Here is a 24,519-nt window from a genome sequence, read left to right as displayed (position 1 = left end):
CACCGCCTCAGTCGAGCAGCAGCGCCGGCTCCTCCATGATCGACGCGACGTCGGCGAGGAACCGGCTCGCCACGTCGCCGTCCACGACGCGGTGGTCGAACGACCCGCCGATCGTCGTGACGTAGCGCGGGCGCACCTCCCCGTCGACGACCCACGGCTTCTGCTTGATCGTGCCCATGGCCACGATGGCGACCTCGCCCGTGTTCAGGATCGGGGTCCCGGTGTCCATCCCGAACACGCCGATGTTCGTCACCGTGATCGTGCCGCCCTGCATCTCGGAGGGCTGCGTCTTCCCCTCGCGCGCGGTCAGGGTGAGCTGTTCGAGCGCCGTCGCGAGCTCGACCATCGACATGGCCTGCGCCTCCTTGACGTTCGGCACGATCAGCCCGCGCGGGGTCGCCGCCGCGAAGCCGAGGTTCACGTAGTGCTTGACGATGATCTCGTCGTCGGTCCACTGCGCGTTCACCGTCGGATTGCGTCGAGCGGCCCAGACCATCGCCTTCGCCATGATGAGCAACGGCGAGACCTTCACCCCGGCGAAGTCGGGGGAGGCCTTCAGGCGCTTCACGAACTCCATCGTCCGGGTCGCGTCGACATCCACGAAGACCGATACATGCGGCGCGGAGTATGCACTCTGCACCATGGTCTGCGCGATCACCTTCCGCACGCCCTTGACCGGGATCCGCGTCTCGCGATCGGCCGGCAGTTCGGGGGTCTGGATGTTGCGGAAGACGCTCGCCTGGCTCGCCTCGCGGATGACGTCGTCGCGCGTCACCTCGCCGATGGCGCCGGTGGGCGTCACCCGCGAGAGGTCCACGCCGAGGTCCTTGGCGAGCTTGCGGATGGGCGGCTTCGCGATCACGGGCACGCCGTCGTCCGTGCGTTCCGGCTGGCGCTTGGCGTCGGCGGCGGAGACGGCGGCCGCCGGCTCCGCGGACGGCGCGGGCGGGGCGGGAGCCGGAGCGGGTGCCGGCGGCGGGGGAGCGAGGTTCTCGTGCGCGCCGCCGGGACTCGGGTGCCGGCGGCGTCGGCTGCGTGCGGGCTCGGTCGTGCCCCGCCCCACCAGCACGGCTCCGCCCTCGTCGGCGGCCGGCGCGGTGGAGGCGTCCGAGGCAGCCTCGGCGGGTGCGGCCGGGGCGGTGCCGCCTTCGGACATGCCGGCTGCGGCATCCGTCCGGATCACGAGGATCGGCGTCCCGACGTCGACCGTCTTCCCCTCCTCGACGAGGAGCTCCGTGACCGTGCCCTCGTAGGCGCTCGGCAGCTCGACGAGCGACTTCGCCGTCTCGATCTCCACGAAGACCTGGTCCAGTGCGACGCGGTCGCCCGGGGCGACGCGCCACTGCACGATCTCGGCCTCGGTGAGGCCCTCGCCCACGTCGGGCAGGGGGAACCGGATCTCGCTCATCGTGCTCCTCGGGGATCGGATCGGACGTCGGTGCCGGGTCGGTGCGACCGGCGGGTCAATAGGACAGCGATCGGTCCACGGCCTCGAGCACGCGGTCCGCACTGGGCAGGTACTCGCTCTCGAGCGCGGCCGGCGGGAACGGGGTGTCGAACGCCGAGACGCGCAGCACGGGCGCCTCGAGCGAGTAGAAGGCGCGCTCGGCGACCGTCGCCGCGATCTCGGAGCCGACGCTCACGAAGCCGTAGGCCTCCTGCGCGACCACGAGGCGGCCGGTGCGCTGCACCGAGTCGACGATCGGTCCGAAGTCGATGGGGGAGATCGATCGCAGGTCGATCACCTCGAGGCTCCGCCCCTCCTCGGCCGCGATGTCGGCGGCCTGCAGGAGCGTCGCGACCATCGCGCCGTGCCCGACGAGCGTCACGTCGTCGCCGCGGCGGACGACCCGGCTCGCGTGCAGGGGGAGGCCGGCGTGGTCGTGGTCGACCGGCCCCTTCGGCCAGTACCGGCTCTTCGGCTCGAAGAAGAGCACGGGGTCGTCGGACGCGATCGCCTCCTGGATCATCCAGTACGCGTCGTGCGGACTCGACGGACTGACCACGCGAAGGCCGGGGGTGTGCGCGAAGTACGCCTCCGGGCTCTCCTGGTGGTGCTCGATCGAGCCGATGTGCCCGCCGTAGGGCACCCGGATGACCACCGGCATCGGCGTGGCGCCGGCGTGGCGCAGGTTCATGCGCGCGAGCTGGGTCGTGATCTGGTCGAACGCCGGGAAGATGAAGCCGTCGAACTGGATCTCCAGGACCGGGCGGTAGCCGCGCATCGCCATGCCGATCGCGGTGCCGACGATGCCGGACTCCGCCAGGGGCGAGTCGAGCACCCGCCGGTCGCCGAACTCGGCCAGGAGCCCCTCGGTCACGCGGAACACGCCGCCGAGCGCGCCGATGTCCTCGCCCATGAGCAGCACCTTGGGGTCGGCGCGCAGCGCGTCGCGAAGCCCGGCGTTGATGGCCTTCGCCATCGACATCGTGTGCACCCCGCGCAGCTCGCTCGCCTCGGCCGGCGCACCGGCGACCGTCTCGACCGTCATGCCGCGCCTCCCTCGAACGACTCCTCGTACTCCGCCTGCCACTTCGCCTGCGCCTCCATGAGCGGATGGGCCTCGTGGTAGACGTGCTCGAAGATCTCGCTCCGCGGGGGAGCCGTGATCTCGAGCGCACGCGCGCGGACGTCGGCGGCGAGGTCGGCCGCCTCCTCGTCGACACCGGCGAAGAACGACTCGGATGCCCCGCGGCCCTCGAGCCACGTGCGGAACCGCACGATCGGATCGCGCGCCGTCCAGTACGCGACCTCCTCATCGGTGCGGTACTTCGTCGGGTCGTCGGCCGTCGTGTGCGCGCCCAGGCGGTAGGTGACCGCCTCGATCAGCGAGGGTCCCTCGCCGGCACGTGCGTCCTCCATGGCCTGGCGGGTGACCGCGTAGCTGGCGAGCACGTCGTTGCCGTCGACGCGGATGCCGGGCATGCCGAAGCCGCCGCCGCGCAGCGAGAGCGGGCTGCGCGACTGACGCGAGACCGGCACCGAGATCGCCCACTGGTTGTTCTGCACGAAGAAGACCTGCGGGGTCCGGTAGCTCGAGGCGAACACGAGCGCCTCGTTCGCGTCGCCCTGCGAGGTCGAGCCGTCGCCGTAGTAGACGAGGACCGCGGCATCCGACTCGGCGTCGCCCGTCGCGGTCGCCCCGTCGAACTGCAGCCCCATCGCGTAGCCCGTCGCGTGCAGGGTCTGCGACGCGAGGACCAGCGTGTAGAGGTGGAAGTTGCCGTTCTCCTCGGGGTTCCACCCGCCGAGCGTCACGCCCTTGAGGAGGCGGATGATGTCCACCGGGTCGAGGCCGCGGATCATGCCGACGACGTGCTCGCGATACGAGGGGAAGATGTGGTCCTGCGCGCGCGCGGCGCGCGCCGAGCCGACCTGGGCCGCCTCCTGGCCCGAACTCGGCACCCAGAGCGCGAGCTGGCCCTGCCGCTGCAGGTTCGCCCCGGTCACGTCGATGCGGCGCGAGACCGCCATGTCGCGGTAGAAGCGCTCGAGGTCGGCGTCGGGCAGCGCCTCGACGAGCGGCAGGTAGGCCTCCGCCTCCGCGCTCGGACGCAGATCGCCCTCCGGCGTCAGGAGCTGGACCGTCGGAGCGGTGAAGTCACGTGAGGGGGGTGCCACCGTTCCACGGTACCCGCTCGCTCCGGGCCCAATCTTGTGGAGGTCAGACAAGACCCTTCAGAACCGTTAGGAGCACCTCGACAGACTCGTGCTCGCCCACGGACACGCGGATGCCGTCGCCGGGGAAGGCGCGCGCCACGATGCCCGCCTCGAAGAGCCGCTCCGCGACCTCGACCGTCCGATCACCGGTCGGCAGCCAGACGAAGTTGCCCTGCGCGGCCGGCACGGCCCAGCCGTGGTCGATGAGCGCCTCGCGCAGCGCCTCGCGCCGCCGGGCGAGCGCGTCGACGCGCTCCATCAGCTCGGCCTCGTGCGCCGGTTCGAGCGCGGCGAGCGCGCCGGCCGTCGCGAGCGCGGTGACGGACAGGGGGATGGCGGTCGCCCGCGCCGCGTCGAGGATGGGCACGGGACCGATCGCGTAGCCCACGCGCACGCCCGCGAGTCCGTAGGCCTTGGAGAAGGTCCGCAGGACCACGAGGTTCGGATACCGCCCGATCAACGTGCTGCCGTCGACCGCCGCCTCGTCGCGCACGAACTCGGCGTAGGCCTCGTCGAGCAGCACCAGCCGGTCGGCCGGGATGCGGTCCATGAACCGGGCGAACTCGTCGGCGGTCACCGCGACGCCGGTCGGGTTGTTGGGGGAGCACACGATGATCACGCGCGTGAGGTCGGTGACCGCGTCGGCCATGGCGTCGAGGTCGTGGCCGTGGTCGGGCCGGTTCGGCACCTGCACGCTCGACGCTCCCGCGACGGTCACGAGACCGGGATAGGCCTCGAACGACCGCCAGGAGTAGACCACCTCGTCGCCGGGCTCGCACGCGGCGAGGATGAACTGGGCGAGCAGCGACACCGAGCCCGCGCCGACGAGCACCTCCTCGACGGAGACCCGGTAGATCTCGGCGAGCCGCTCGCGCAGCACGAGCGCAGTGGCGTCGGGGTAGCGGTTGACCTCGGTCACCGCGGCGGCGATGGACCGCTCGACCCCCTCCACCGGCGGCCACGGGTTCTCGTTGCTCGAGAGCTTGAAGCCGTCCGCCGGGGCGGGACGCCCCTGTCGATACGGCGGGAGGGCGGCGATGTCGGCGCGCAGGCGCACCTGCGCGGTCGTGGGCTCCGATGCGGTCACGGCTTCCACCGTACCCCTTCGCCCTCGGGGCTCCCGCTGCCATAGTGGGGGCATGCGTTTCCTGCTGAAGGTCATCGTCTCGGCGTTCGCGCTGTGGCTCACGACGCTCCTCGTGTCCGGCGTCCGGGTCGTCCCCTACGAGGACACGGACCTCGCCACGGTGCTCACGTACCTGCTCATCGCGTTCATCTTCGGCATCGTGAACGCGACGCTCGGCACGTTCATCCGCATCGTGGCGTTCCCGCTCTACGTGCTCACCCTCGGCCTGCTCTCGTTCATCGTCAACGGGCTCCTGCTGCTGCTCGTCGATTGGATCAGCGGCCTGATGGGCTTCGGCCTCGAGGTCGACGGGTTCTGGTGGGGCGTGCTCGGCGCGCTGGTCCTGGGCTTCATCAGCTGGCTCATCGGCCTGGTGGTCCGTCCGGCGACCGACTGACGACTCACGGGACGCCCCCGCCGGCGCCCGCGGCGGTTTCCGCCGCGGGCGTTCGCCTGCCGCGCCAGAACGTGACCTCCGCCGGCTCGCCGCGCGTGACGTCGTCGAGGATGTCGCGGAACCCGGCCAGCCGGGGATCGTCGGACTCGTCGATCAGGTCGGCGGTCTCGCGGTACGCGCGCAGCGCGTGCGCCGGGATCGGCTCGGCTGCGCTCGGCGCGACGTCGCCGAGGCGGCGCCCGACGTCGATGCGCTGGGCGCAGGCGAAACCGGACCCGCCGGTCGCCGGCACCAGGTCCTCCGCGTGGGCGACGGCGAGCACCGGGGTGCGGCCCGTGTCGACCTGCTGGGCCGGGCCGCCGAGGCTGACGGCGGCGACCACGCCCGCCTCCGGCTCGGCGGCGAGGTTCGCCGCGACGATGCCGCCGGCCGAGTGGCCGATCACGACGACGGGCTCGCCCGCGGCCACGCCGGCCTGTGCCATCGCGTCACGGACGAGTCGGTCGGCACCCGAGGTCGCCGCGGGTGCGGGGATCGAGGATGCCGCGGCGACGCCGTGCAGGTTCGACGACATGTCGACGGGCTGGTCCGCGGGCACCATCCCGAAGTCCCGGGTGCCGCCGACGTACACGACCCATCGGGCGTCGCCGAGCGCGCCGTAGCGCTCGATCCGGACGTTCGGGGCCGTCGTCCCGCCGGTCGGGATGCGCTCGGCCAGGCCGCCGATGCCGCGCGGCGCGGCCGCCGCCTCGCTCGACTGCCCGTCGCGGGCCCCCGGCGGCCTGACCCGGTCGACCCGCACCGGCGTCTCGTGCGGCACCGGCATCCGCCAGATCGTGCCGAGTGCGGCGGCCGCGCCGAGCATGAGGTGCGCGTTCTCGGGTGCCTCGAGCGCATCGCCGACGATGAGCGCCGACGGATCCGCGCGCAGGCCCCCGGCGAACTCGTCGGCATGATCGGCGACCGCGCGCACGACGGCGACGAACGCCGGATCCGAGAGCAGGGGCAGGCCGACCCCCTCCAGCAGGCGACGCCACCGCCGCTCGACGCCGGCGCCACCGTCGGTGAGCGAGAGGACGCCGGAGGCGATCATCGACGGGCCGGCGGCCACGGCGATGCCCGATGCCGCCGCGAACGCCAGCGGTGGCGCCGAGAGCCCGAACGCGAACGCGGCGACGCGACGCCCGGTCTCGGCCAGGTGGTCGGCGCGCTCGTAGTCGGCCGCCGAGGCGGCGAGCGAGTCGCCCAGCACCTCGGCCAGCATGGCGGCGACGGCGAGCCGCCCGCGGGCCGAATCGAGCAGTGCGCGCACCGCGGGCGGTGCCAGCTCGCCCGGACCGGCGGGGTCGAAGCCGGTCCGCTCGTGCAGGGCGCCGACCCGTGCGGCCCATCCTGCGAGCAGGTGCGCCGCGCCGACCACCCGCGCGGACTCCCGCCGCAGTGCGTCCGTCTCGACGGCGACCGTGCCACCGTCGGAGACGCTCAGCTCGACCACGGGGCCCGCCCCGTCGCCGTGACCGCGTGGTCCGGTGTCGCGGCCCGCCGGGCCACCGCCTCCTCGGCGGCCAGGCGGTCGCACTCGGCGTCGATCCCGAACTCCGCGAGCTCGAGCTCGCCCTCGACCCGGTCGAGCATCGCCGACAGCTCGCCCATCCGATCGCCGTACAGGACCGCCGACGGAGCGCGCCATCCGTCGATCCATGCTCGGAACAGGCCCGGGCGGGCGGCCTGGAGCTCGCGCCGCAGCGTGCGCAGGGCCATGAGCTCCGACCAGAGCGCCTCCCGGCGACGCGCGGCGGTCACGGCGGCCAACTGGAGTGAGAACGGGTCGGCGGCATCCACCCGAGCATGGTCGACGGCACGCGGCCGGGCCCTCGGCGGCCTGCGGCGACCGGGGGAGGGCTCCTGGAGCTCCCGCGGTGTGGAGGAGTCGACCTCCTCAGTCGAGGAGCACCTGCTCGAGCGCGTGCGCGCCGACCCGGCCGATCGGTCCGCCGACGCCGATCGTGTCGACGATCGCCGAGGCCATCGCGAGGGCCCATCCGCGCGCCCGGTCCCAGTCCGCGCCGTCCGTCGCGCGCAGCCGCTCCACCCTCCGCCGGAAGCGCGCGCGCCCGGCCGCATCGAAGACGAGCCACGCCGCGGCGAGGTCGGTGGCGGGGTCGCCCGAGGTGAGGTCGCCGAAGTCGAGCATCGCGGCCAGTCGCGCGGCGCCGTCGGGGCCGCGGGCCACGAGCAGGTTGCCCGGGTGCGGGTCGCCGTGCACCCACACCGCCGGGCCGGGCCACGGGCGCGCCCGGAGCGCATCGCGCCAGACCTCGCCGAGCGCCGCGGCATCCGTGGGGACGATCCGCTCGATACGGCCCGACGCGAGCCGCTCGGCGACGACCTCGTCGCGGTGCGCGAGCGGCACGCCGCGATACGGGTTCGCGGGCGCACCCGCGGGTGCCGGACGACCGAGCGAGACGAGCACGTCGGCGAGCGGATCGGCGAGGCCGACCCGTTCTGCGGGGTCGAGGGATGCCGCCGGCTCGCCGTCGAACCACGGCGTGATGCTCCACGCGTAGGGGTAGCCCTCGCCGGGCACGCCGGCGGCCACCGGCACCGGCGCCGCGACGCCGTCGGGCAGCGAGCCGGCGACCACGGGCAGCCAGCGCTGCTCGGCGCGGACGAGCCGGTCGCCCGGCGCGCGCCGCGGCATCCGCACCGCCCAGCGCTCGCCGAGCCGGAGGATCACGTTGTCCCAGCCGGACGCGACGGGGCGCACCGGGCCGAGGTAGGCCGGGTGCTGCGCCGCCACCAGCCGTTCGACGAGCGCCGCGTCGACGGTCACGTCGGCCTCCGGCGCATCCCCCTGCATCGTCCCTCCGATACCCGCACCCGATCCCGCTCTGTTCCCCGGGGCGGACTCGGTCCAGAATAGGGTTCCATGACGCCAGCGGAACCCGAGGGGGAGTCCGCGCAGCGCTTCCGGGTCTCGTTCGTCTGCACCGGCAACATCTGCCGGTCACCGATGGCGGAGGTCGTGCTGCGCTCGCTCGCCGACCAGGCGGGGCTCGGCGACCGCTTGAGCATCGAGTCCGCGGCGACCGGCGACTGGCACGTGGGGGAGCAGGCCGACCACCGCACGCTGGCGGCCTTGGAGCGCGGAGGCTACGACGGGAGCCGGCACCGGGCCCGCCAGTTCGACCCGGGCGACTTCGAACGGCTCGACCTGGTCGTCGCATTCGACCGCGGCCAGACGCGCGTGCTCCGCAATTGGGCGCGCACGCCGGTCGATGCGCACAAGGTGCGGCTGCTGCTGGAGTTCGACGCCGAGCTCGCGGCGCTGCAGGACGTGCCCGACCCGTACTACAGCGACGATGCGACCTTCGACCGGGTTCTTGGGATGATAGAGCGGTCGACGTCGGCCCTCTTCCGGCAACTCGCTCCCGCTCTCAGACAAGGAAACCGATGACCTCGCTGCCTCCCCAGCCGCTCAGCCCGCTCGACGGGCGCTATCGCGCCGCCGTGGGCGATCTCGGCGAGCACCTCTCCGAGGCGGGCCTGAACCGGGCACGCGTGCACGTCGAAGTCGAGTGGCTCATCGCGCAGACCGACCGCGGCTTCTTCGGCACGACCCCGCTGGCGGATGACGCGAAGCAGGCGCTGCGCGAGGTCGTCACCGGGTTCGGCCAGGCCGACATCGACGAGCTCGCGCGGTTCGAGGCCACCACGCGCCACGACGTGAAGGCGGTCGAGTACTACGTCCGCGGCAAGCTCGACGAACTCGGCCTGTCGGAGCTCGCCGAGCTCACCCACTTCGCCTGCACCAGCGAGGACATCAACAACCTGTCGTACGCCCTCACGGTCCGCGACGCCGTCGCGCAGGTGTGGCTGCCGAAGTACCGGGCGGTCATCGCGAAGCTGATCGGCCTGGCGCAGGAGCACCGCGACGCCGCCATGCTCTCGCGCACGCACGGGCAGCCGGCGACGCCCACCACGATGGGCAAGGAGCTCGCGGTCACGGCCCACCGCCTCGAGCGCATCCTGCGCCAGGTCGAGGCGACCGAGTACCTCGGCAAGTTCTCGGGTGCGACCGGCACGTTCTCGGCCCACGTCGTGGCGGCGCCCGACGTCGACTGGCCCACGGTGTCTCGCGAGTTCGTCGAGTCGCTCGGGCTCAGCTGGAATCCGCTCACCACGCAGATCGAGTCGCACGACTGGCAGGCCGAGCTGTACGGCAGGATCTCGCATGCGAACCGCGTGCTGCACAACCTCGCGACCGACATCTGGACCTACATCTCACTGGGCTACTTCCGCCAGATCCCGGCCGCCGGGGCGACGGGGTCGTCGACCATGCCGCACAAGGTCAACCCGATCCGCTTCGAGAACGCCGAGGCGAACCTGGAGCTCTCCTCGGCGGTGCTCGACTCGCTCGCCGCGACCCTGGTGACCAGCCGCCTCCAGCGCGACCTCACCGACTCGAGCTCGCAGCGCAACATCGGGGTGGGCTTCGGCCACTCGCTGCTCGCGCTCGACAACATCCTGCGCGGGCTCGGCGAGATCGATCTCGACCGCGACCTGCTCCTGGCCGACCTCGACGGCAACTGGGAGGTGCTCGGCGAGGCGATCCAGACGGTCATCCGCGCCGAGGTCGCCGCGGGCCGCTCGTCGATCGCCGACCCGTACGCGCTGCTCAAGGAGCTCACGCGCGGCAAGCGCGTGGGCTCGGCCGAGCTCGCGGACTTCGTGCAGGCCCTCGAGATCCCGGACGAGGCCAAGCAGCGCCTCCTCGCGCTCACGCCCGCGACCTACACGGGCCTCGCCGACGGGCTGGTCGACCGCATCGAGGCGTGAGCGCCGGATCCGGTCGCCGACGCGCCCGTCGCCCATAGGCGATCCATAGCGAGCCCATGGGCGGCTGCGATGCCGCGTCCGTAGCGTGACTCCCGATCCGAGGGAGAGGCGCGGCACATGACGAGGACGCAGGCGATGTCGGCAGCGACGGCGGTGCTCGCCCTGGTGGGGCTCACCGCATGCTCGGGGCCACCCGCGCAGGACCCGACGTCGGGGCGGTCCTCCACGTCGGCTCCCGCCACGACCGACGGCTCGGCGGGGACCGACGCCTCCGCCGGCACGTGCGAGGACGTCACCGCGACATTCCGCGACGTCGTGTCGGCCAACCCGGACCTCGCGGATCCGGTGCTGCAGACGTCGTGCGACGGCGAGGTCGTGACGGTCTCCGGCAACGGCATCCCCGACTACGCGTACATCGCGACCTCGCCCGGCGTGCCCACCGCGCAGGACCTCGCCTTCGAGATCCCGCTGGCGCCGGTGCCGGCCGATGAGCCGAGCGACGTGGCGCTGCTCGGACCCATCGCGGTCGCCGTCGACGGCGTGCCGATCTACGGCCCGACCGAGGGGAGCGGCGGCGACGTCCTGTCGTTGGCCGGCGCGCTGTCGGCCTGCGGCAGCCACAACGGCCCGACCGGGTTCCACCTCCACCTCTTCGGCTGGGAGTCGGGCACCGACTGCCTCTACAGCGCCGACGAGGTGGCGACCGGGTCGGTCCAGGTCGGATGGAGTCCGGACGGCTACCCGATCATGTCGGGCCTCGTCTGCGCCGACGAGGCGTGCACGTCCACCGAGCAGCTCACGAGCAGCTGGCAGCTGACCGACGCGTCGCTGTTCGCCACCGACACCTGGGCGGCGCACTCGTACGTCGAGGGCTCCGGCGACCTCGACCGGTGCAACGGCCGTGTCGACGACGACGGGCAGTACCGCTACTACACGACGACGAGCTTCCCGTACGTGCTGGGCTGCTACACGGGCACCGTCGCGGACAGTGCGATCCCGGCGGCCGGCGGGGGACCGGGCCGGTGACGTCGAGGCGACCGAACGGTCCGCGCGGCGGTCGCGGCCGCCGGCCGACGGTCGACCGTCGCGGGTTCCTCCGGAGCATCGGCTTCGTCGGCCTGGGCGTCGCCGCGGGCGCCGGCGGGGCCGCCGCGGCATCCGCCCTCGCGGGTCCCGTCTCGGGCTCGGCGGCGGCGCCGGCGGCCGACTCGATCGACGTCGGCTTCTGCCGCGAAATGTCGCTGCACCACGAGCAGGCGCTCGCGATGTGCCAGCGCGTGCTGGGGAGCGACACGGGGGGTTCGGTGCAGGCGGCCGCGGCCGAGATCCTGCAGAACCAGTCGTTCGAGCGGGGACTGATGCTCGCGTGGCTGGAGACGTGGGGACAGAGCACGGCACCGCCGGAGACCGTGATGGCGTGGATGGGGATGGCCGTGCCGGCGTCCGAGATGCCGGGCCTCGCCTCGGACTCGGAGATGACCGAGCTCGCCGTCCTCGCGGGACCGGCGAAGGGTCGGCGCTTCCTCGAGCTCATGCGGGCGCACCACGTGGGGGGCGTCCACATGGCCGGCGCCGCCCTCGGGGCCGAGACCGCGCAGGTGCGACGCGCCGCGACGCAGATGGCGAGCACGCAGGCCTACGAGATCGAGCAGTTCGACGTGCTGCTCGCGACGACCTACGCCGCGACGTAGGGCACGGGGCGTCGCCCCGGCGTCAGTGCCCGGCGTCGTCCTCCGGTGCACGGGCCGGGTCGCCGCCGGTTCCGTCGCCGTGGTCGTCGGAAGTCGGCTTGACCGCCATGGTGAGCAGCGCGAGCACCATGAGCACGATGATGAAGACGGCGCCGAGCGCGATGAGCGCGGAGTTCCAGTCGCGAGTGCCGAAGAACACGACGACCGCCGTGAAGACGGCGGCGATCGCCGCGCCGCCGACGTACTCGACCGGCCGGAGCAGGTCGCGGCGCTTGGGACGGTAGCCGTCGTTCGGGCTGTTGGTCACGATCGCTCCGATCCGGATGCCGCGTCGTCGGAGCCCACGGCCCCCGACTCGGCCCACTTCAACGAGAACCCGCCGATCACGAGCAGGACGCCGATGACGACCAGGTAGGCGCCGAAGAGGCCCACCGCCGTCACGGGATCGAGCGGGAACAGGACGAACACGAGGGCGAGGACCGCGGTGAGCCCGCCCACGGCGAGCTGGTCGCGCGCGCCGGCGTCGCGGCCGCGCAGGCGCATGCCGGCGAGCAGCTCGACGACGCCCGTGACGGCCGCCCACACGGCGACGGTGAAGGCGAACGCACCGACACCGATCGATGCGGTGTCGGCGAGCCAGAGCGCCACGAGCCCGGCCGAGGCCCCCACCACGCCGTTCGCGACGAGGCTCCAACGGGCGGCGCGGTCCGCGACGAGGCGCGCTGCGAGCGCACCGACGACGACGCCGGAGGCGAGCGCCCACCATCCGAAGACCGCGAGCCCGAACGCCGGCGAGTGGTCGGGCGTGAAGGTGATCACCGCGGACGGGACGAGTGCCAGCGCGCCGCGGGTCACCGGGAGCAGCCACGCGCCGGAGCGCTCCGGCGCGGCATCGCGGGCATCGGCCACGGCGACCTCTTTCGACTGGGGAACCCTGCAATCCTACGCGGGGCGTTCCCGGGCGTCTGCCGGGAACGGGGACGCCGGTCGCGCGCGAACGAGGACGGTGCCGGATGCTGCGGCGCGGGGCCGCGGCATCCGACACCGCTTCATCCGGTCACCGGACCGGATCCCGAGGTCAGAGCGACTTCAGGATGTCCTCGACCCGCTCCTTCGCGTCGCCGAACAGCATCTGCGCGTTCTCGCGGAAGAACAGCGGGTTCGGCACGCCGGCGTAGCCGGACGCCATGGACCGCTTGAAGACGATGACGTTCTCGGCCTCCCAGACGCGCAGGACCGGCATGCCCGCGATGGGGCTGCCCGGATCCTCGGCCGCGGCCGGGTTCACGGTGTCGTTCGCGCCGATGACGAGCACGACCGACGTGCCGGCCAGGTCGTCGTTGATCTCGTCCATCTCCTCGACGATGTCGTACGGCACCTTCGCCTCCGCGAGGAGGACGTTCATGTGGCCCGGCAGCCGGCCGGCGACGGGATGGATGCCGAAGCGGACGTGGACGCCCCGCTCGCGCAGCTTCGCCGTCAGTTCGGCGACCGGGTACTGCGCCTGCGCCACGGCCATGCCGTAGCCGGGCGTGATCACGACGCTCGAGGCGTTGACCAGCAGTTCCGCGGCATCCGTCGCCTGGATCTCGCGGTGCTCGCCGAGGTCCTCGTCGGACTTCGACGGGGCCTCGATGCCGAAGCCGCCCGCGATGACCGAGATGAACGACCGGTTCATCGCCTTGCACATGATGTACGACAGGTAGGCACCCGACGAGCCCACGAGCGCGCCCGTGACGATGAGCAGGTCGTTGTCCAGCAGGAAGCCCGCGGCCGCGGCCGCCCAGCCCGAGTAGCTGTTCAGCATCGACACGACGACGGGCATGTCGCCGCCGCCGATCGAGGCCACCAGGTGCCAGCCGAGTGCCAGGGCCAGCGCGGTCACGACGACGAGCAGCCAGAGGTCGGGCGTGATGACGTACCAGATCGTCAGCACGAGGAACGCGACGAGCGCGCCGAGGTTCAGGGCGTTCTTGCCCGGCAGCACGAGCGGGGCCGACTTCATGCGGGCCGAGAGCTTCAGGAACGCGACGATCGACCCGGTGAACGTGACCGCGCCGATGAAGACGCCGATGAAGACCTCGGCGTGGTGGATGTCGCGCAGCGCGCCCTCGAGCTCGGGCTCGGCGAGCGCTCCGTTCCAGCCGACGAGCACGGCGGCGAGGCCGACGAAGCTGTGCAGCAGGGCGATGAGCTGCGGCATCCCGGTCATCTCGACGCGGCGGGCCCGCCACAGGCCGATGGCGCCGCCGACCAGGACGGTGACGACGAGCAGCACGAGGCCGAGCGGGGCGCCCGGCTCGCCCCAGGCGTCCTGCACGGTGACCCACACCGTTGCGACGAGGGCGATGGCCATGCCGGCGATGCCGTAGCCGACACCGCGCCTGGCGGTTTCATGCTTGCTCAGGCCGGCGAGGCTCAGGATGAACGCGAGCGCTGCGACGAGGTACGCGGCGCCCGCGACGGAGGCGGGGGTGATCAGGGACTCGGGCACGCTGGGGGCTCCTCAGTGACGGTCTCGTCGGGTCAGTTCGTCGCTCGGTCGCCCTTGGCGAACATGCCGAGCATGCGCCGGGTGACACTGAAGCCGCCGAAGATGTTGATGCTCGCCAGCAGGATGGCGATGGCCGAGAGCACCTGCACGATCGGGACGTCGCTCGTGACCTGCACGATCGCACCGACGATGATGATGCCCGAGATCGCGTTCGTCACACTCATGAGCGGGGTGTGCAGCGCGTGCGCGACCTTGCCGATCACGTAGAAGCCGATCACGATCGACAGCGCCAGCACCGTGAAGTGCTGGGGGAGCGGCGGCGGCGCGATCGCGTTGACCACGAAGAGGGCGACGATCCCGGTCGCGATGAGCGCGGTGCGGCCGCCGGCCGAGAGCGTGCGCGACGTCTTCGCCGGGGTGGATGCCGCGGCATCCGCTGCCGCCGCGGGAGCCGCCGGCGCCGCCGAGACCTGCACGGGCGGAGGCGGCCACGTCGTCTCGCCCTCGCGGACCACCGTGACCGCCCGCTGCACCACGTCGTCGAAGTCGATGGCGAGCTGCCCGTCCTTGCCGGGCGTGAGCAGCTTGACCAGGTTCACGAGGTTCGTGCCGTACAGCTGCGACGCCTGCGCGGGAAGCCGCGAGGCGAGGTCCGTGTAGCCGAGGATGATCACGCCGTTCGGCGTGACGATCCGCTCGCCCGCGACGGATCCCTCGACGTTGCCGCCCTGGCCGGCCGCCATGTCGACGATCACGCTGCCCGGCTTCATGCTCGCGACGTCCGCCGCGGTGATGAGCCGGGGCGCCGGGCGTCCCGGGATCAGGGCGGTGGTGATGACGATGTCGACGTCGGCCGCCTGCTCCGAGTAGATCTCCGCCGCGCGACGGTCGTACGCCTCGCTCGTGGCCTTGGCGTAGCCGTCGGTCGACTGCTCGACCTCGACCTCGACCTTCAGGTACTCGCCGCCGATCGACTTCACCTGGTCGGCGACCTCGGGGCGGGGGTCGGTCGCACGCACGATGGCGCCGAGGCTCGACGCCGCGCCGATCGCGGCCAGTCCGGCGACGCCCGCGCCGGCGACCAGCACCTTCGCCGGCGGCACCTTGCCCGCGGCCGTGACCTGGCCCGTGAAGAAGCGGCCGAACTCGTGCGCGGCCTCGACGACCGCGCGGTAGCCGGCGATGTTGGCCATCGAGCTCAGCACGTCCATCGACTGCGCCCGGGAGATGCGCGGCACCGCGTCGAGCGCGAGCGCGGTGACCCCGCGCGCCGAGAGCGCGTCGAGCAGGTCGGGGCGGAGCGCAGGGCTGAGCAGGCCGATGAGCGTCGTGCCGGGGCGGAGCCTCGCGATCTCGTCGGGCGCCGGCTGCAGGACCTTCAGCACGATTCCGCTCGCGAAGGCCTCGTCGCGCGACACGATCGAGGCCCCTGCGGCGGAGTAGGCGTCGTCCGGGAACGACGAACGCGCGCCGGCGCCCGCCTCGACGACGACGTCGTAGCCGATCCCGATCAACTGCTTCACGGTCGCCGGCGTGGCGGCGACCCGGGTCTCCGAGCCGGGCTCGGTGACGACGCCGATGCGCGTCATGCGTACTCCTTCTCGCCGCGCCGACCAGCGGTCGGGCGGGGCGGCACCTCGTGGACGGGTCCGTGCGAGCCCGTCGTCCGGTGGGGTCCGGAGCCGCGACGCTGCTGCACGCGATCACCTTATGTCGCCGGACGGCGAGGACTCCACGTTTCGGCGTCTCGGAGCGTCGAAACTCCTGCCGTTCTTTCGCGGAGCGGAAGAGGTGGCTCGTCAGCGCAGACCTTCAGCCCACGGCGGTCAGCTCAGGCAGGCGCACTCCACGACACCGTGCGGAAGCACGGGCAGGAACTCGTAGTCGGTGAATGCGCGTCCGGGGATGGGCAACCAGAGCCCGACGTTGCCGGAGCTGTTCGCGAGGAGCGCTCCGCCGTCCCGATACGCTCCCGGTCGATCGTCGACGTCCGGCCACGCGGCCGCGACCAACGCGTCAGCGATGATCGCGGCGGACGCAGCGGTGAGGCGACGGCAGCCGGGCCGTTCGAGGGACAGGTCGCCGTGCTCGGCCGCGAGGTCGGTCCCGGGCGGGGGCGCGGTCACTGGCGGGGCCGCATCGAGGATGTCGCGTGCGGGACGCGACAATGCGCTGGCCCACTCCGCTTCGCCGACCGCACCCGACTCCCCACGCGGACCGGGACAGAACTCGTATTCGGCAGGCCGGTAGGGCACACCCTCGACCTGGATCCACGCCCCCGCCGAGAGCCAGTACTCGGGGTCGTCGAGTATACGGGCCAGCCGGTCGAAGCTCACTGCGAGCGCTCCGCCGTCGGCCGGTCGCCGCGCGAGCACGAGCGCGTCTCCCACTCTGAGCTGGAGCGACGCCATCGACCACTGCTCCGGGTCGCCCGTGGGCACCGGGTGCTCGGGATCGAAGAGCCCCGATGCACCGAAGGCCGTCCGCACGGCCTCGACGCCGGCCGCTGAGAGGCGTCGCTCGGACCATCCGGTGTTGATGGTCCGGCTGACGAGTCGACCGTCGTCGAACACGTAGGCCCAGCTGTCCGGATCGTCGGTCACGCTGTGGTGCGTCCACATCGAAGCGACCAGCTCACTCGAGCCGATCGGGGCTGCCACCCCGGCGTCGGCGCCGGCGACCCCCGGATCCGGTGCCACCGGGGATGCGGACCACGTGGCGAGCCCGATCGCCGTCGCGACGATCACCGACGCTGCGACCGCGACCGCGACCGCGGCCGCGGCCGCCAGCGCGAGTCGCCGCCTCTTGGCGCGCCGGCGTGCCTCCTCGATGAGGGCTTCGGCGGCATCGTCGACGCGTCGAGCGTCTTCGGTACGGTGCGGGGGAGCAGTGAGCGACATGCGTTGCTCCATTCACTACATGAAGCTAGTATGACTAGCATCATGCGCGCCGTCAAGATCGATCGACAGGACCCGACGGACCTCTACGAGCAGGTGGCCGGGCAGATCCGGCGCGCCATCGCCGAAGGGGAGGCGAAGCCGGGCGAGCGGCTCCCCCCGGCCAAGGACCTCGCCGCGGTGCTCGAGGTGAACACGAACACCGTCCTTCGCGCGCTGCGGCTGCTGCGCGACGAGGGCCTGCTGGAGTTCCGGCGGGGTCGCGGCGTCTCGGTCGCGGCGAGCGCGGAGCGGGGCGCGGTCCTCCACAAGGCGCGCGAACTCGTCGAATTCGCGCGGAGGAACGGCTACGCGCTCGACGAGGTCGTCGAGATCGTCCGCGCGATCGGATGACCGGCCCCGGGGGCCGTGCCATCAGCCCGGCGCTCCCATCTCCGCCGCCGCGTCGTCCGCCGCGACGGCGGCGGCTCGGCGGAACGGGATCGACGCGGCCATCGCCAGCACCGCGAACGCCGACACGGCCAGCGTCGCGGCCCACGCCCCGCGAGGCTGGTCCAACGAGTACCGCACACCGCCCACCACCGCCGTCGTCGCGACGAGCGCGCCGGCGAACGCGAGGGCGAGCACGCCCAGCGGGATCCGCAGCCAGAGGGACCCGCGACCCGACAGCGCGAACCCCCCGGCCATCGCCGCCAGCGGCACGGCGATCGCGCCGGTCCCGAGCGCCTGAGTGAAGAGCGCGGCGATCGCGCCGGGCAGGACCAACGGCGCCACGGCGAACGCCAGCGGGGCGAGTGCCAGCCACCGCCAGTGCCGTCGGCCGCCTCGCCTCCTGACCGCCTCCGCGAGGCCGAGGAGTGCGCCGGCCACGGCGCCGGGCAGGAGGACGGCGAGGAACGTGCCCGACCAGCCGAATGCGGAGGCGCCGCCCGCGATGGCCGCCATCCATCCGCGGAACGCAGCGGCCCAGGCGATCCCGCAGACCGCCCCGACGACCATCGCGGCGCCGACGCGCGGTGCGCCGCCGGGTCTCTTGCCGCGCTGCGCTTCGCCCATGATCGCCCCCTCGTTCGGATCCGCCGCCGTCAGGCGAACTCGGCCCGGAACAGCCGCATCGGCCCGGTCACGCCCTTGAGCTCCGCCGGGCCGACATCGCGGAAGACGATCCCGTCCCCGTCGCCGGAGTCCGCGATCGCCTGCGTGACGAGGACCTCGTTCGGTCGCGCGTAGTCGGCGATGCGCGACGCGAGGTTCACGGTCTGCCCGAAGTAGTCGCCCTGCTGGAACAGCACCGGCCCCGAGTGCAGGCCCACGTGCGCCGGCGGCAGTCCCGCGGCCGACAGTTCCTCGACCATCTCGAGGCCCGCGCGAACGGCGGGGCCCGGGTCCCGGAAGTGGAACATGACGCCGTCCCCGAGCCACTTGACCGGCTTGCCGCCATGGCGCACCGAGCCCCGCTGCACGAGTCGCGCCAGCGTCGCGGCGAGGTCGGCGGCGGCCTCGTCGCCGCGCTCCTGCGTGAGCCGCGTGTACCCCGTGATGTCGAGGAAGCAGATCGCCGGCGGACGCTCGAGGTGACTGTGGATGCCGGCGTTGGCCAGGAGCATCTCGAAGGTCTCGATGATGCTGCCCATCCAGGCCCGGGCCTGCTGGGCGTGGTACATGCCGAGCACGGCCTGCTGCGCCAACGGCGTGCTCAACTCGGAGAACGCGGGGTCCGAGATCTCCTCGGCGCTCTTGCCGGCGCGCATCGCCGGCGTGATGACCTCGGTGTTCCACCAGTCGGCTTCGGCCTCCGCCATCCGGCGGGTGCTCTCGCCGTAGACGCGGAGCAGGCGTTCGATGGCCGACGGCCGGAATCCGGCCTCGACCTGCACCGCGATGAACGGCACGACCGCCGACTCGTCGTCGCGCATCGGCTCGTCCGGATCGGGCGGCGGCGACCCGATCGCCTCCCTGACGGTCGTCAGGAGCTCGATCGGGATGCCCGTCCGGTCCGCCGCCTGCCGGAACGTCTCGCCCATGAGCGTGGCGAAGCGGCCGTAGGTGTCCGAGTCGAGGAAATCCAGCGTGATCGCGCCCTGCTCGAGCGCCGCACCCAGCCGCCCCAGCGGCACGGCTGCATCCTCGAGCGAGCGGGCCAGGAGCACGCGGCGGACGTCGGCGGACGAGAAGCTCCCGGGTCGCTCGGGAACGATGATCCCGAGCGCGACCAGCCGGTCGAGGTAGCTCCCCTCGACCCCGCCGCGTTCGGCCGCCTCCTCGCGTGAGAACCACCGCACGCGGCCGAGCCTAGCCCGACCGCGTCGCGAAGTGTTCGGTTTCCGGGCGTCGCGTTCTACTATCGACCGAGCGCCCTGGCATCAGCTCGGGCCCGCGACGTCACGGAGGACCGGGGTGGACGCAGCGAAGCCGGCGACGTCGACGGGATCGCAGACGCTCAGCCGCGGCATCCGCGTGCTCGAGGTGCTCGCCGACGCCGACCGGAACCTCACGATCGACGAGGTCGCCGCGGGGCTGGGCGTCCACCGATCGGTCGCCTACCGGCTGGTCCGCACGCTCGAGGCGCACACGCTCGTGACCCGTGATGGGAGCGGCCGGCTCGCACTCGGCACCGGACTCGCCGCCCTCGCGGCCGGCGTCGCGCGAGACCTGCAGCAGGTCGCCCTGCCCGAGCTCACCGAGGTCGCGAACGAGCTCGGTATGACCTGCCTCATCGCGGTGCTCGCCGACAACGAGGAGGCGGTCACCCTGCTCAGCGCGGCGCCCCGCCGGGCGATGACCGTGGTCTCGTACCGGCCCGGGCACCGGCACCCGATCACGCGGGGCGGTCCGGGCAAGGCGATCCTGATCGCCATGCCCGAGAGCTCCTGGCCCGCCGACGTGCCCGCGGCACTGCGCGCCGAGATCGCCGAGAGCCGCGCGCGCGGGTACGCGCTGAGCCACGACGAGGTCGTGCCGTCGCTCCGCTCGGTCGCCGTGCCGCTCACGCTCCCCGGCCAGCCGCCCGCAGCCATCGCAGTGATCCACGTGTCGATGCCCGCGCCGGAGAGCGAGGTCGCCGCGCGACTCGCGGCCGCGGCGCGCGCGGTGTCCCGCAGCTACGGGGCCTGAGCGCGGCGGCGGTCCGGTCCGGTCCGATCCGCCCGCAGCCGAACCCGTGGTCAGCGGGGGATCGACGCGTCCGTCGCCGCTCGCTGCGGCAGCAGGTGCTGTGCGAAGAACGCCTCGAGGTCGGCGGTCGCCGTGAGCGGCAGGACGTGCGCCACGTACTGGTCGGGCCGCACCACGACGACGGCGCCATCGCGTGCGATGCCGCGCTCCTCGAAGATGTCGGTGGGGCACCACGCGCTCGGCCCGGCCGCGAACACCTTCTCCCAGTCCATGAGCGCGAACGGACCGGTCCTCGGCCGGAACACCTCCGGCGCGGCCATGATGTCGACGTCCTCGTGCGGCTGCTGGTAGATCACCTTGACGTCGAACACGGCGTCGACGTCGACCCCGTCGGGCGTGTACCGCGTCAGCGGGGCGTCGGGCGACGACATCCACTCGGCCCAGTCCTGCAGGGCGGATGCCTCGCCGGCCGCGGGCGCGTCCGCGAACGCGTAGATCCGCCACCGTCCGTCGGCCCGCGCGTGGTGGCCGAGGTGCACGACGTTCCCGTCGCACACGAGCGACACCGGCGAGGACTTGAAGCGCATGCCGATGGGGAACCCGGTGGCGAGCGCCTGGTGCTCGCCACCGCCGGTGATCATCGACGGGCCGTAGTGCGTCATGAACCCCGACGGGAACTCGGCGGTGCCGAGGTAGTGCTTCGCCAGTTCCTGCGGGTCCGAGATCTCCTCCGGCTTGCGCGCCATGAGCGAGGACCACTCGCGGTCGAAGTCGATCAGCTGCTGCGCGACCGGCTGCCGCTCCGACGAGTAGGTCGCGAGCAGGTCGGCCGGTGCCAGGCCGGTGACGACCGAGCCGAGCTTCCATCCCAGGTTGAACCCGTCCTGCATCGAGACGTTCATGCCCTGCCCGGCCTTCGCGCTGTGCGTGTGGCAGGCGTCGCCGGTGAGGAACACGCGCGGAGCGGCGTCCGCCCCCTCGTCGCGGTCGTCGAAGTGGTCGGTCACCCGATGCCCGACCTCGTAGACGCTGAACCAGGCGACGTTGCGCACGTCGAGCGTGTACGGGTTCAGGATGTCGTTCGCCTTGGCGATGATCGTCTCGATCGGCGTCCTGCGCACCTCGTGGGTGTCGTCGGCCACCTCGCCGAGGTCGATGTACATGCGGCAGAGGTACCCGCCCTCGCGGGGGATGTGCAGGATGTTGCCCGCGGCGGAGTTGATCGCGCACTTCGTGCGCCAGTCGGGGAAGTCGGTGTTCACGACGACGTCCATCACGCCCCAGGCGTGCGCCGAGATCCCGCCGACGTGCTTGCGGCCGATCGCCTCGCGGACCCCGCTGCGCGCGCCGTCGCTGCCCACGACGTACTTGGCGCGCACCGTGCGCTCCTCGCCGGCACGCTCCCCGGCGGTGTGGCGCACGCGCACTTCGACGGGGTACTCGCCCGCGGATTCGGCGCCCTGGTCGTGCACGGTGAGCCCGGCGAACTCGATCCCGTAGTCGGGCACGATGCGCCCCGGCCCGTTGGCGGCGGCTTCGGCGAAGTAGTCGAGCACGCGCGCCTGGTTGACGATGAGGTGCGGGAACTCGCTGATCTTGTAGCCGTAGTCCTCGGTGCGGGAGGTCCGGATGATCTTCGTCGGGTCGGACGGGTCGGGGCCCCAGAAGTTCATGTACCCGATGTTGTAGGCCTCGGCGGTGATGCGTTCGGCGAACCCGAACGCCTGGAACGTCTCGACGCTGCGCGGCTGGATGCCGTCGGCCTGGCCGAGCACGAGGCGCCCCTCACGGCGTTCGATGACCCGGGTGACGACGTCGGGGTACTGCGAGAGCTGCGCGCCGAGCAGCATGCCGGCCGGACCGGAGCCGACGACGAGCACGTCGATCTCGTCGGGCAGTTCCTCCGGGCGGTCGATGCCGACGCCGGCGGCGGGCTTCACCCGGGGATCGCCGGACACGTAGCCGTGGTGGTGGAACTGCACGGGGTGCTCCTCACGTCGTCGTGGTGCGAGTCTCGCGTTCGATAATCGGATGTAGCTTTCGATTATCGCGCGGGGTCATGGTAGAGCCGCGTCCCTGATCGCACAAGTGCCGCCCGGTCCGGGCCCCCGCCGGGCATCCGCCCGCTCCCCGTGGCGCATGATGGAGGCACGGCCCAGCCGACGCGAGGGAGGATCGATGCGCACCGCCCCGTCGGCCAGCGCCGACGTCGTGATCGTCGGTGCCGGGCTCGCCGGGCTCCGCTGCGCCGAGCGGATCGCCTCGGCGGGGCTCGAGGTCGTGGTGCTGGAGGCGGGCGACGTCGTGGGCGGTCGCCAGCGCACCGACCGCGTCGACGGCTTCCTGCTCGACCGCGGGTTCCAGGTCCTGAACCCCGCCTATCCCGCGGTGCGTCGGTGGGTGGACGTCGCGGGCCTCGATCTCCGCGCGTTCCCCGTCGGCATCCGCGTGCGTCGCGAGGGCGGATGGGCCGAGCTCGGCCATCCCCTGCGCCGCCCTCGTTCCATCCCGGCAACCCTGGGCAGCGGGATGCTGCATCCGCGCGACGTCGCGGGGTTCGCCCGCTGGCTCGCCCCGGCGCTGCTGCGCCCCCGGTCGGTGATCGCCGGGGCGGACCGCACGCTCGCCGCGGCATGGGACGCCGCGGGCCTGCGCGGACCGCTGCGCGTGGAGGTGCTCGAACCGTTCCTCGCCGGGGTCCTCGCGGAGGATCGCGGCACGACCTCCGACGCGTTCGCGCGACTGCTGGTGCGGATGTTCGCGCTCGGCGCCCCCGGCGTCCCGGCTGCCGGCATCGGCGCCCTTCCGCAGCAGCTCGCGGCGCGCGCACGCGCGACGGGTGCCGACATCCGGACCGGGGCACGCGTGGTCGGCATCGATCGCCGGCAGCGCGGGCGCCGGCGCCGGGTGCGGATCGCCGGCGCTCGATCGCTCTCCGCCGGCGCGGTCGTGGTCGCGGTCGGCCCCGGCGCGGTCGCGGGACTCCTCGACGTGCCGGCGCCGGCCACCCGGGGGCTGCAGACCTGGTGGTTCGCGGCGGACGCGCCGCCGGCGGGTTCCGGGCTGCTCGTGGTGGACGGGCGCCGGGCCGGGCCGATCGTGAACTCCGTCGCCATGACGCGGACCGCGCCGTCGTACGCGCCGCCGGGCCGCCACCTCGTCCAGGCGACGGCGCTGCTCCCGCGCACCGCGCGGGCCGACCCTGCCGCGGCACCGTCCGAACCCGACATCCGGCGTCACCTCGCGGAACTCTGGGGTGCGTCCGCGTCCGACTGGCGTCTCCTGCGGCGCGACGACGTCCACGACGCGCTGCCCGCGCAGTCGCCGCCCCTGCGCACGACCTCGCCCGCCCGGCTCGACGACGGGCTCTACGTCGCCGGCGACCACCGCGACACCGCCTCCATCCAGGGCGCACTCGTGTCCGGCGATCGGGTTGGTCGCGCGGTGCTTCGCGACCTGGGGATCATCGCGCCTCGCGACGACGGCGACTGAGCGACGCGACGCGGCGGCGGCGCCGACCGGCACGGTCTCCCGTCCCCGTCGGCGCCGCCGGCCGTCGCGGATCCCGCCTCACATGGGCAGGAGCACGCCGTCGACGAGGTAGACGGTCGCGTTCGCCGTGCGCACGCCGCCGCAGATGACGTTGACGTCGTTGACCATCAGCTCATCGCCGGAGCCGGTGACCTCGACGGTCCCGCCCTGGACGGTCGCCTGGGTGCCCACGACCTCGTCGGGCGAGAGCTGCCCGGGCACCACGTGGTACGTGAGGATCGAGGTGAGCGTCTCGGAGTCCGTCTTCAGCGACTCGAGGGTCGCCGAATCGATCTGGGCGAACGCGTCGTCGACCGGCGCGAACACCGTGAACTCGTCGCCGTTCAGCGTGTCCACGAGGTCGACGTCGGGGTTCAGCCCGCCCGAGACCGCGGCGACGAGCGTGGTCAGCAGCGGGTTGTTGGATGCCGCGACGGCGACGGGGTCCTGCGACATCCCGACCACCGAGCCGGGCCCGTCCGGCACCGCCTCGGCGTAGGCGGCGCAGCCCGGGCCCACGAGGTCGGCGGCGGGGTCGGCCTCCATCGACTCGGCCTCCTCGCTCATCGTCGGCTCGTCGGCCATCGTGTCGGACGTCTCCTCGGCGCCGCCGCTGCTGCACGCGGTCAGGCCCAGCGCGAGGACGGCCGTGATCGAGAGCGCCGTCCCGGCGGAACGGATGCTGCGCATGGATCGCATGGATCTCCCCTTTCGGTTCGTCGGCCCCGGCGGGCCGTCACGTGGGGTTCGGCGCCCTCGCGAATGCGGT

General features: G+C 73.0%; 24 protein-coding genes. 8 read left to right on the top strand and 16 right to left on the bottom strand.

All coding sequences use genetic code 11. The features are described from left to right. Positions 1–7 precede the first annotated feature (7 nt). Genes ABME01_RS03520 through ABME01_RS03505 form a run of 4 tightly spaced genes read right to left on the bottom strand, consistent with a single transcriptional unit; the run spans position 8 to position 4,748 of the window. A complete protein-coding gene (locus ABME01_RS03520) occupies positions 8–1,408 on the bottom strand; it encodes a dihydrolipoamide acetyltransferase family protein (RefSeq protein ID WP_353826970.1) in 1,401 nt (466 codons plus the stop codon). A 55-nt stretch (positions 1,409–1,463) separates the two neighbouring features. Beyond that, positions 1,464–2,429: an alpha-ketoacid dehydrogenase subunit beta gene (locus ABME01_RS03515; RefSeq protein ID WP_436407394.1), complete on the bottom strand. Its 966-nt coding sequence runs from the start codon at positions 2,427–2,429 to the stop codon at positions 1,464–1,466. Between the two features lie 59 nt (positions 2,430–2,488). After that, entirely contained in the window at positions 2,489–3,622 is a 1,134-nt protein-coding gene (locus tag ABME01_RS03510; RefSeq protein WP_353826968.1) for a thiamine pyrophosphate-dependent dehydrogenase E1 component subunit alpha, read from the bottom strand. A gap of 43 nt (positions 3,623–3,665) precedes the next feature. Next, positions 3,666–4,748, bottom strand: coding sequence for a histidinol-phosphate transaminase (locus ABME01_RS03505; protein WP_353826967.1), 1,083 nt, complete (start codon positions 4,746–4,748; stop codon positions 3,666–3,668). Positions 4,749–4,800: 52 nt separating this feature from the next. Here ABME01_RS03505 and ABME01_RS03500 point away from each other — a divergent pair, with 52 nt between their 5' ends. Further along, on the top strand, positions 4,801–5,184 hold the full coding sequence (locus tag ABME01_RS03500) for a phage holin family protein (protein ID WP_353826966.1): 384 nt from the start codon (positions 4,801–4,803) through the stop codon (positions 5,182–5,184). A 4-nt stretch (positions 5,185–5,188) separates the two neighbouring features. Here ABME01_RS03500 and ABME01_RS03495 read toward each other — a convergent pair whose 3' ends face one another. From ABME01_RS03495 to ABME01_RS03485, 3 genes are all read right to left on the bottom strand, one after another. After that, positions 5,189–6,679 (bottom strand): alpha/beta fold hydrolase, encoded by a 1,491-nt coding sequence (locus tag ABME01_RS03495; protein WP_353826965.1) that lies wholly within the window; start codon positions 6,677–6,679, stop codon positions 5,189–5,191. After that, the gene (locus ABME01_RS03490; protein WP_353826964.1) at positions 6,667–7,026 is read right to left on the bottom strand and encodes a hypothetical protein; all 360 of its coding nucleotides are present in this window, start codon (positions 7,024–7,026) and stop codon (positions 6,667–6,669) included. Before ABME01_RS03490 ends, ABME01_RS03495 begins: the two co-directional genes overlap by 13 nt. Before the next feature lie 97 nt (positions 7,027–7,123). After that, on the bottom strand, positions 7,124–8,044 hold the full coding sequence (locus ABME01_RS03485) for an aminoglycoside phosphotransferase family protein (protein WP_353826963.1): 921 nt from the start codon (positions 8,042–8,044) through the stop codon (positions 7,124–7,126). Positions 8,045–8,113: 69 nt separating this feature from the next. On the opposite strand from ABME01_RS03485, the gene ABME01_RS03480 reads away from it, so the two are divergent. From ABME01_RS03480 to ABME01_RS03465, 4 genes are all read left to right on the top strand, one after another. Then, positions 8,114–8,641 carry a low molecular weight protein-tyrosine-phosphatase gene (locus tag ABME01_RS03480; RefSeq protein ID WP_353826962.1) on the top strand — a complete coding sequence of 176 codons (528 nt, stop codon included), beginning with the start codon at positions 8,114–8,116 and terminating at the stop codon, positions 8,639–8,641. Further along, positions 8,638–10,023, top strand: coding sequence for an adenylosuccinate lyase (gene purB, locus ABME01_RS03475; RefSeq protein ID WP_353826961.1), 1,386 nt, complete (start codon positions 8,638–8,640; stop codon positions 10,021–10,023). Before ABME01_RS03480 ends, purB begins: the two co-directional genes overlap by 4 nt. 117 nt (positions 10,024–10,140) lie before the next feature. After that, positions 10,141–11,049: a YHYH protein gene (locus tag ABME01_RS03470; RefSeq protein ID WP_353826960.1), complete on the top strand. Its 909-nt coding sequence runs from the start codon at positions 10,141–10,143 to the stop codon at positions 11,047–11,049. Further along, positions 11,046–11,714, top strand: a complete 669-nt coding sequence (locus ABME01_RS03465; RefSeq protein WP_353826959.1) for a DUF305 domain-containing protein — start codon at positions 11,046–11,048, stop codon at positions 11,712–11,714. Before ABME01_RS03470 ends, ABME01_RS03465 begins: the two co-directional genes overlap by 4 nt. A 22-nt stretch (positions 11,715–11,736) precedes the next feature. Here the strand turns inward: ABME01_RS03465 and ABME01_RS03460 are convergent, their stop codons facing one another. From ABME01_RS03460 to ABME01_RS03440, 5 genes are all read right to left on the bottom strand, one after another. Then, complete coding sequence (locus tag ABME01_RS03460) at positions 11,737–12,021, bottom strand: hypothetical protein (RefSeq protein ID WP_353826958.1); 285 nt, start codon at positions 12,019–12,021, stop codon at positions 11,737–11,739. After that, the gene (locus ABME01_RS03455) at positions 12,018–12,623 is read right to left on the bottom strand and encodes an HdeD family acid-resistance protein (protein WP_353826957.1); all 606 of its coding nucleotides are present in this window, start codon (positions 12,621–12,623) and stop codon (positions 12,018–12,020) included. The genes ABME01_RS03460 and ABME01_RS03455 overlap by 4 nt, the downstream gene beginning before the upstream one ends. A 169-nt stretch (positions 12,624–12,792) precedes the next feature. Further along, a complete protein-coding gene (gene pntB, locus ABME01_RS03450; protein ID WP_436407390.1) occupies positions 12,793–14,208 on the bottom strand; it encodes a Re/Si-specific NAD(P)(+) transhydrogenase subunit beta in 1,416 nt (471 codons plus the stop codon). 32 nt (positions 14,209–14,240) lie between these two features. Further along, positions 14,241–15,797 carry a Re/Si-specific NAD(P)(+) transhydrogenase subunit alpha gene (locus ABME01_RS03445; RefSeq protein ID WP_353826956.1) on the bottom strand — a complete coding sequence of 519 codons (1,557 nt, stop codon included), beginning with the start codon at positions 15,795–15,797 and terminating at the stop codon, positions 14,241–14,243. A gap of 237 nt (positions 15,798–16,034) precedes the next feature. Continuing rightward, positions 16,035–17,108, bottom strand: coding sequence for a hypothetical protein (locus ABME01_RS03440; protein ID WP_353826955.1), 1,074 nt, complete (start codon positions 17,106–17,108; stop codon positions 16,035–16,037). A gap of 30 nt (positions 17,109–17,138) precedes the next feature. On the opposite strand from ABME01_RS03440, the gene ABME01_RS03435 reads away from it, so the two are divergent. After that, positions 17,139–17,498, top strand: coding sequence for a GntR family transcriptional regulator (locus tag ABME01_RS03435; RefSeq protein WP_353826954.1), 360 nt, complete (start codon positions 17,139–17,141; stop codon positions 17,496–17,498). 21 nt (positions 17,499–17,519) lie between these two features. Here the strand turns inward: ABME01_RS03435 and ABME01_RS03430 are convergent, their stop codons facing one another. Beyond that, positions 17,520–18,161 carry a hypothetical protein gene (locus tag ABME01_RS03430; RefSeq protein ID WP_353826953.1) on the bottom strand — a complete coding sequence of 214 codons (642 nt, stop codon included), beginning with the start codon at positions 18,159–18,161 and terminating at the stop codon, positions 17,520–17,522. 29 nt (positions 18,162–18,190) lie between these two features. Continuing rightward, positions 18,191–19,387 carry an adenylate/guanylate cyclase domain-containing protein gene (locus tag ABME01_RS03425; protein WP_353826952.1) on the bottom strand — a complete coding sequence of 399 codons (1,197 nt, stop codon included), beginning with the start codon at positions 19,385–19,387 and terminating at the stop codon, positions 18,191–18,193. Between the two features lie 115 nt (positions 19,388–19,502). On the opposite strand from ABME01_RS03425, the gene ABME01_RS03420 reads away from it, so the two are divergent. Further along, on the top strand, positions 19,503–20,219 hold the full coding sequence (locus ABME01_RS03420; RefSeq protein WP_353826951.1) for an IclR family transcriptional regulator: 717 nt from the start codon (positions 19,503–19,505) through the stop codon (positions 20,217–20,219). A gap of 50 nt (positions 20,220–20,269) precedes the next feature. Here the strand turns inward: ABME01_RS03420 and ABME01_RS03415 are convergent, their stop codons facing one another. Next, positions 20,270–22,201 carry an FAD-dependent monooxygenase gene (locus ABME01_RS03415; RefSeq protein ID WP_353826950.1) on the bottom strand — a complete coding sequence of 644 codons (1,932 nt, stop codon included), beginning with the start codon at positions 22,199–22,201 and terminating at the stop codon, positions 20,270–20,272. A 196-nt stretch (positions 22,202–22,397) separates the two neighbouring features. On the opposite strand from ABME01_RS03415, the gene ABME01_RS03410 reads away from it, so the two are divergent. Next, the gene (locus ABME01_RS03410) at positions 22,398–23,711 is read left to right on the top strand and encodes an FAD-dependent oxidoreductase (protein WP_353826949.1); all 1,314 of its coding nucleotides are present in this window, start codon (positions 22,398–22,400) and stop codon (positions 23,709–23,711) included. A gap of 78 nt (positions 23,712–23,789) precedes the next feature. Here the strand turns inward: ABME01_RS03410 and ABME01_RS03405 are convergent, their stop codons facing one another. Then, entirely contained in the window at positions 23,790–24,440 is a 651-nt protein-coding gene (locus ABME01_RS03405; RefSeq protein WP_353827103.1) for a fasciclin domain-containing protein, read from the bottom strand. Positions 24,441–24,519: the final 79 nt, after the last annotated feature.

This window comes from Agromyces litoreus (assembly GCF_040496015.1).
Classification (GTDB): Bacteria; Actinomycetota; Actinomycetes; order Actinomycetales; family Microbacteriaceae; genus Agromyces; species Agromyces litoreus.
Note: the sequence above shows the minus strand (reverse complement) of the source record. Positions and strands in the feature narration are given on the sequence as shown.

What these genes read in the sequence shown, in the direction of transcription:
- ABME01_RS03520 (WP_353826970.1), bottom strand. Translation starts at nt 1,408, where the DNA reads ATGAGCGAGATCCGGTTCCCCCTGCCCGACGTGGGCGAGGGCCTCACC.
- ABME01_RS03435 (WP_353826954.1), top strand. Translation starts at nt 17,139, where the DNA reads ATGACTAGCATCATGCGCGCCGTCAAGATCGATCGACAGGACCCGACG.
- ABME01_RS03410 (WP_353826949.1), top strand. Translation starts at nt 22,398, where the DNA reads ATGCGCACCGCCCCGTCGGCCAGCGCCGACGTCGTGATCGTCGGTGCC.
- ABME01_RS03470 (WP_353826960.1), top strand. Translation starts at nt 10,141, where the DNA reads ATGACGAGGACGCAGGCGATGTCGGCAGCGACGGCGGTGCTCGCCCTG.
- ABME01_RS03405 (WP_353827103.1), bottom strand. Translation starts at nt 24,440, where the DNA reads ATGCGCAGCATCCGTTCCGCCGGGACGGCGCTCTCGATCACGGCCGTC.
- ABME01_RS03440 (WP_353826955.1), bottom strand. Translation starts at nt 17,108, where the DNA reads ATGTCGCTCACTGCTCCCCCGCACCGTACCGAAGACGCTCGACGCGTC.
- ABME01_RS03515 (WP_436407394.1), bottom strand. Translation starts at nt 2,429, where the DNA reads ATGTCGATGGCGAAGGCCATCAACGCCGGGCTTCGCGACGCGCTGCGC.
- ABME01_RS03480 (WP_353826962.1), top strand. Translation starts at nt 8,114, where the DNA reads ATGACGCCAGCGGAACCCGAGGGGGAGTCCGCGCAGCGCTTCCGGGTC.
- ABME01_RS03500 (WP_353826966.1), top strand. Translation starts at nt 4,801, where the DNA reads ATGCGTTTCCTGCTGAAGGTCATCGTCTCGGCGTTCGCGCTGTGGCTC.
- purB (WP_353826961.1), top strand. Translation starts at nt 8,638, where the DNA reads ATGACCTCGCTGCCTCCCCAGCCGCTCAGCCCGCTCGACGGGCGCTAT.
- ABME01_RS03485 (WP_353826963.1), bottom strand. Translation starts at nt 8,044, where the DNA reads ATGCAGGGGGATGCGCCGGAGGCCGACGTGACCGTCGACGCGGCGCTC.
- ABME01_RS03430 (WP_353826953.1), bottom strand. Translation starts at nt 18,161, where the DNA reads ATGGGCGAAGCGCAGCGCGGCAAGAGACCCGGCGGCGCACCGCGCGTC.
- ABME01_RS03445 (WP_353826956.1), bottom strand. Translation starts at nt 15,797, where the DNA reads ATGACGCGCATCGGCGTCGTCACCGAGCCCGGCTCGGAGACCCGGGTC.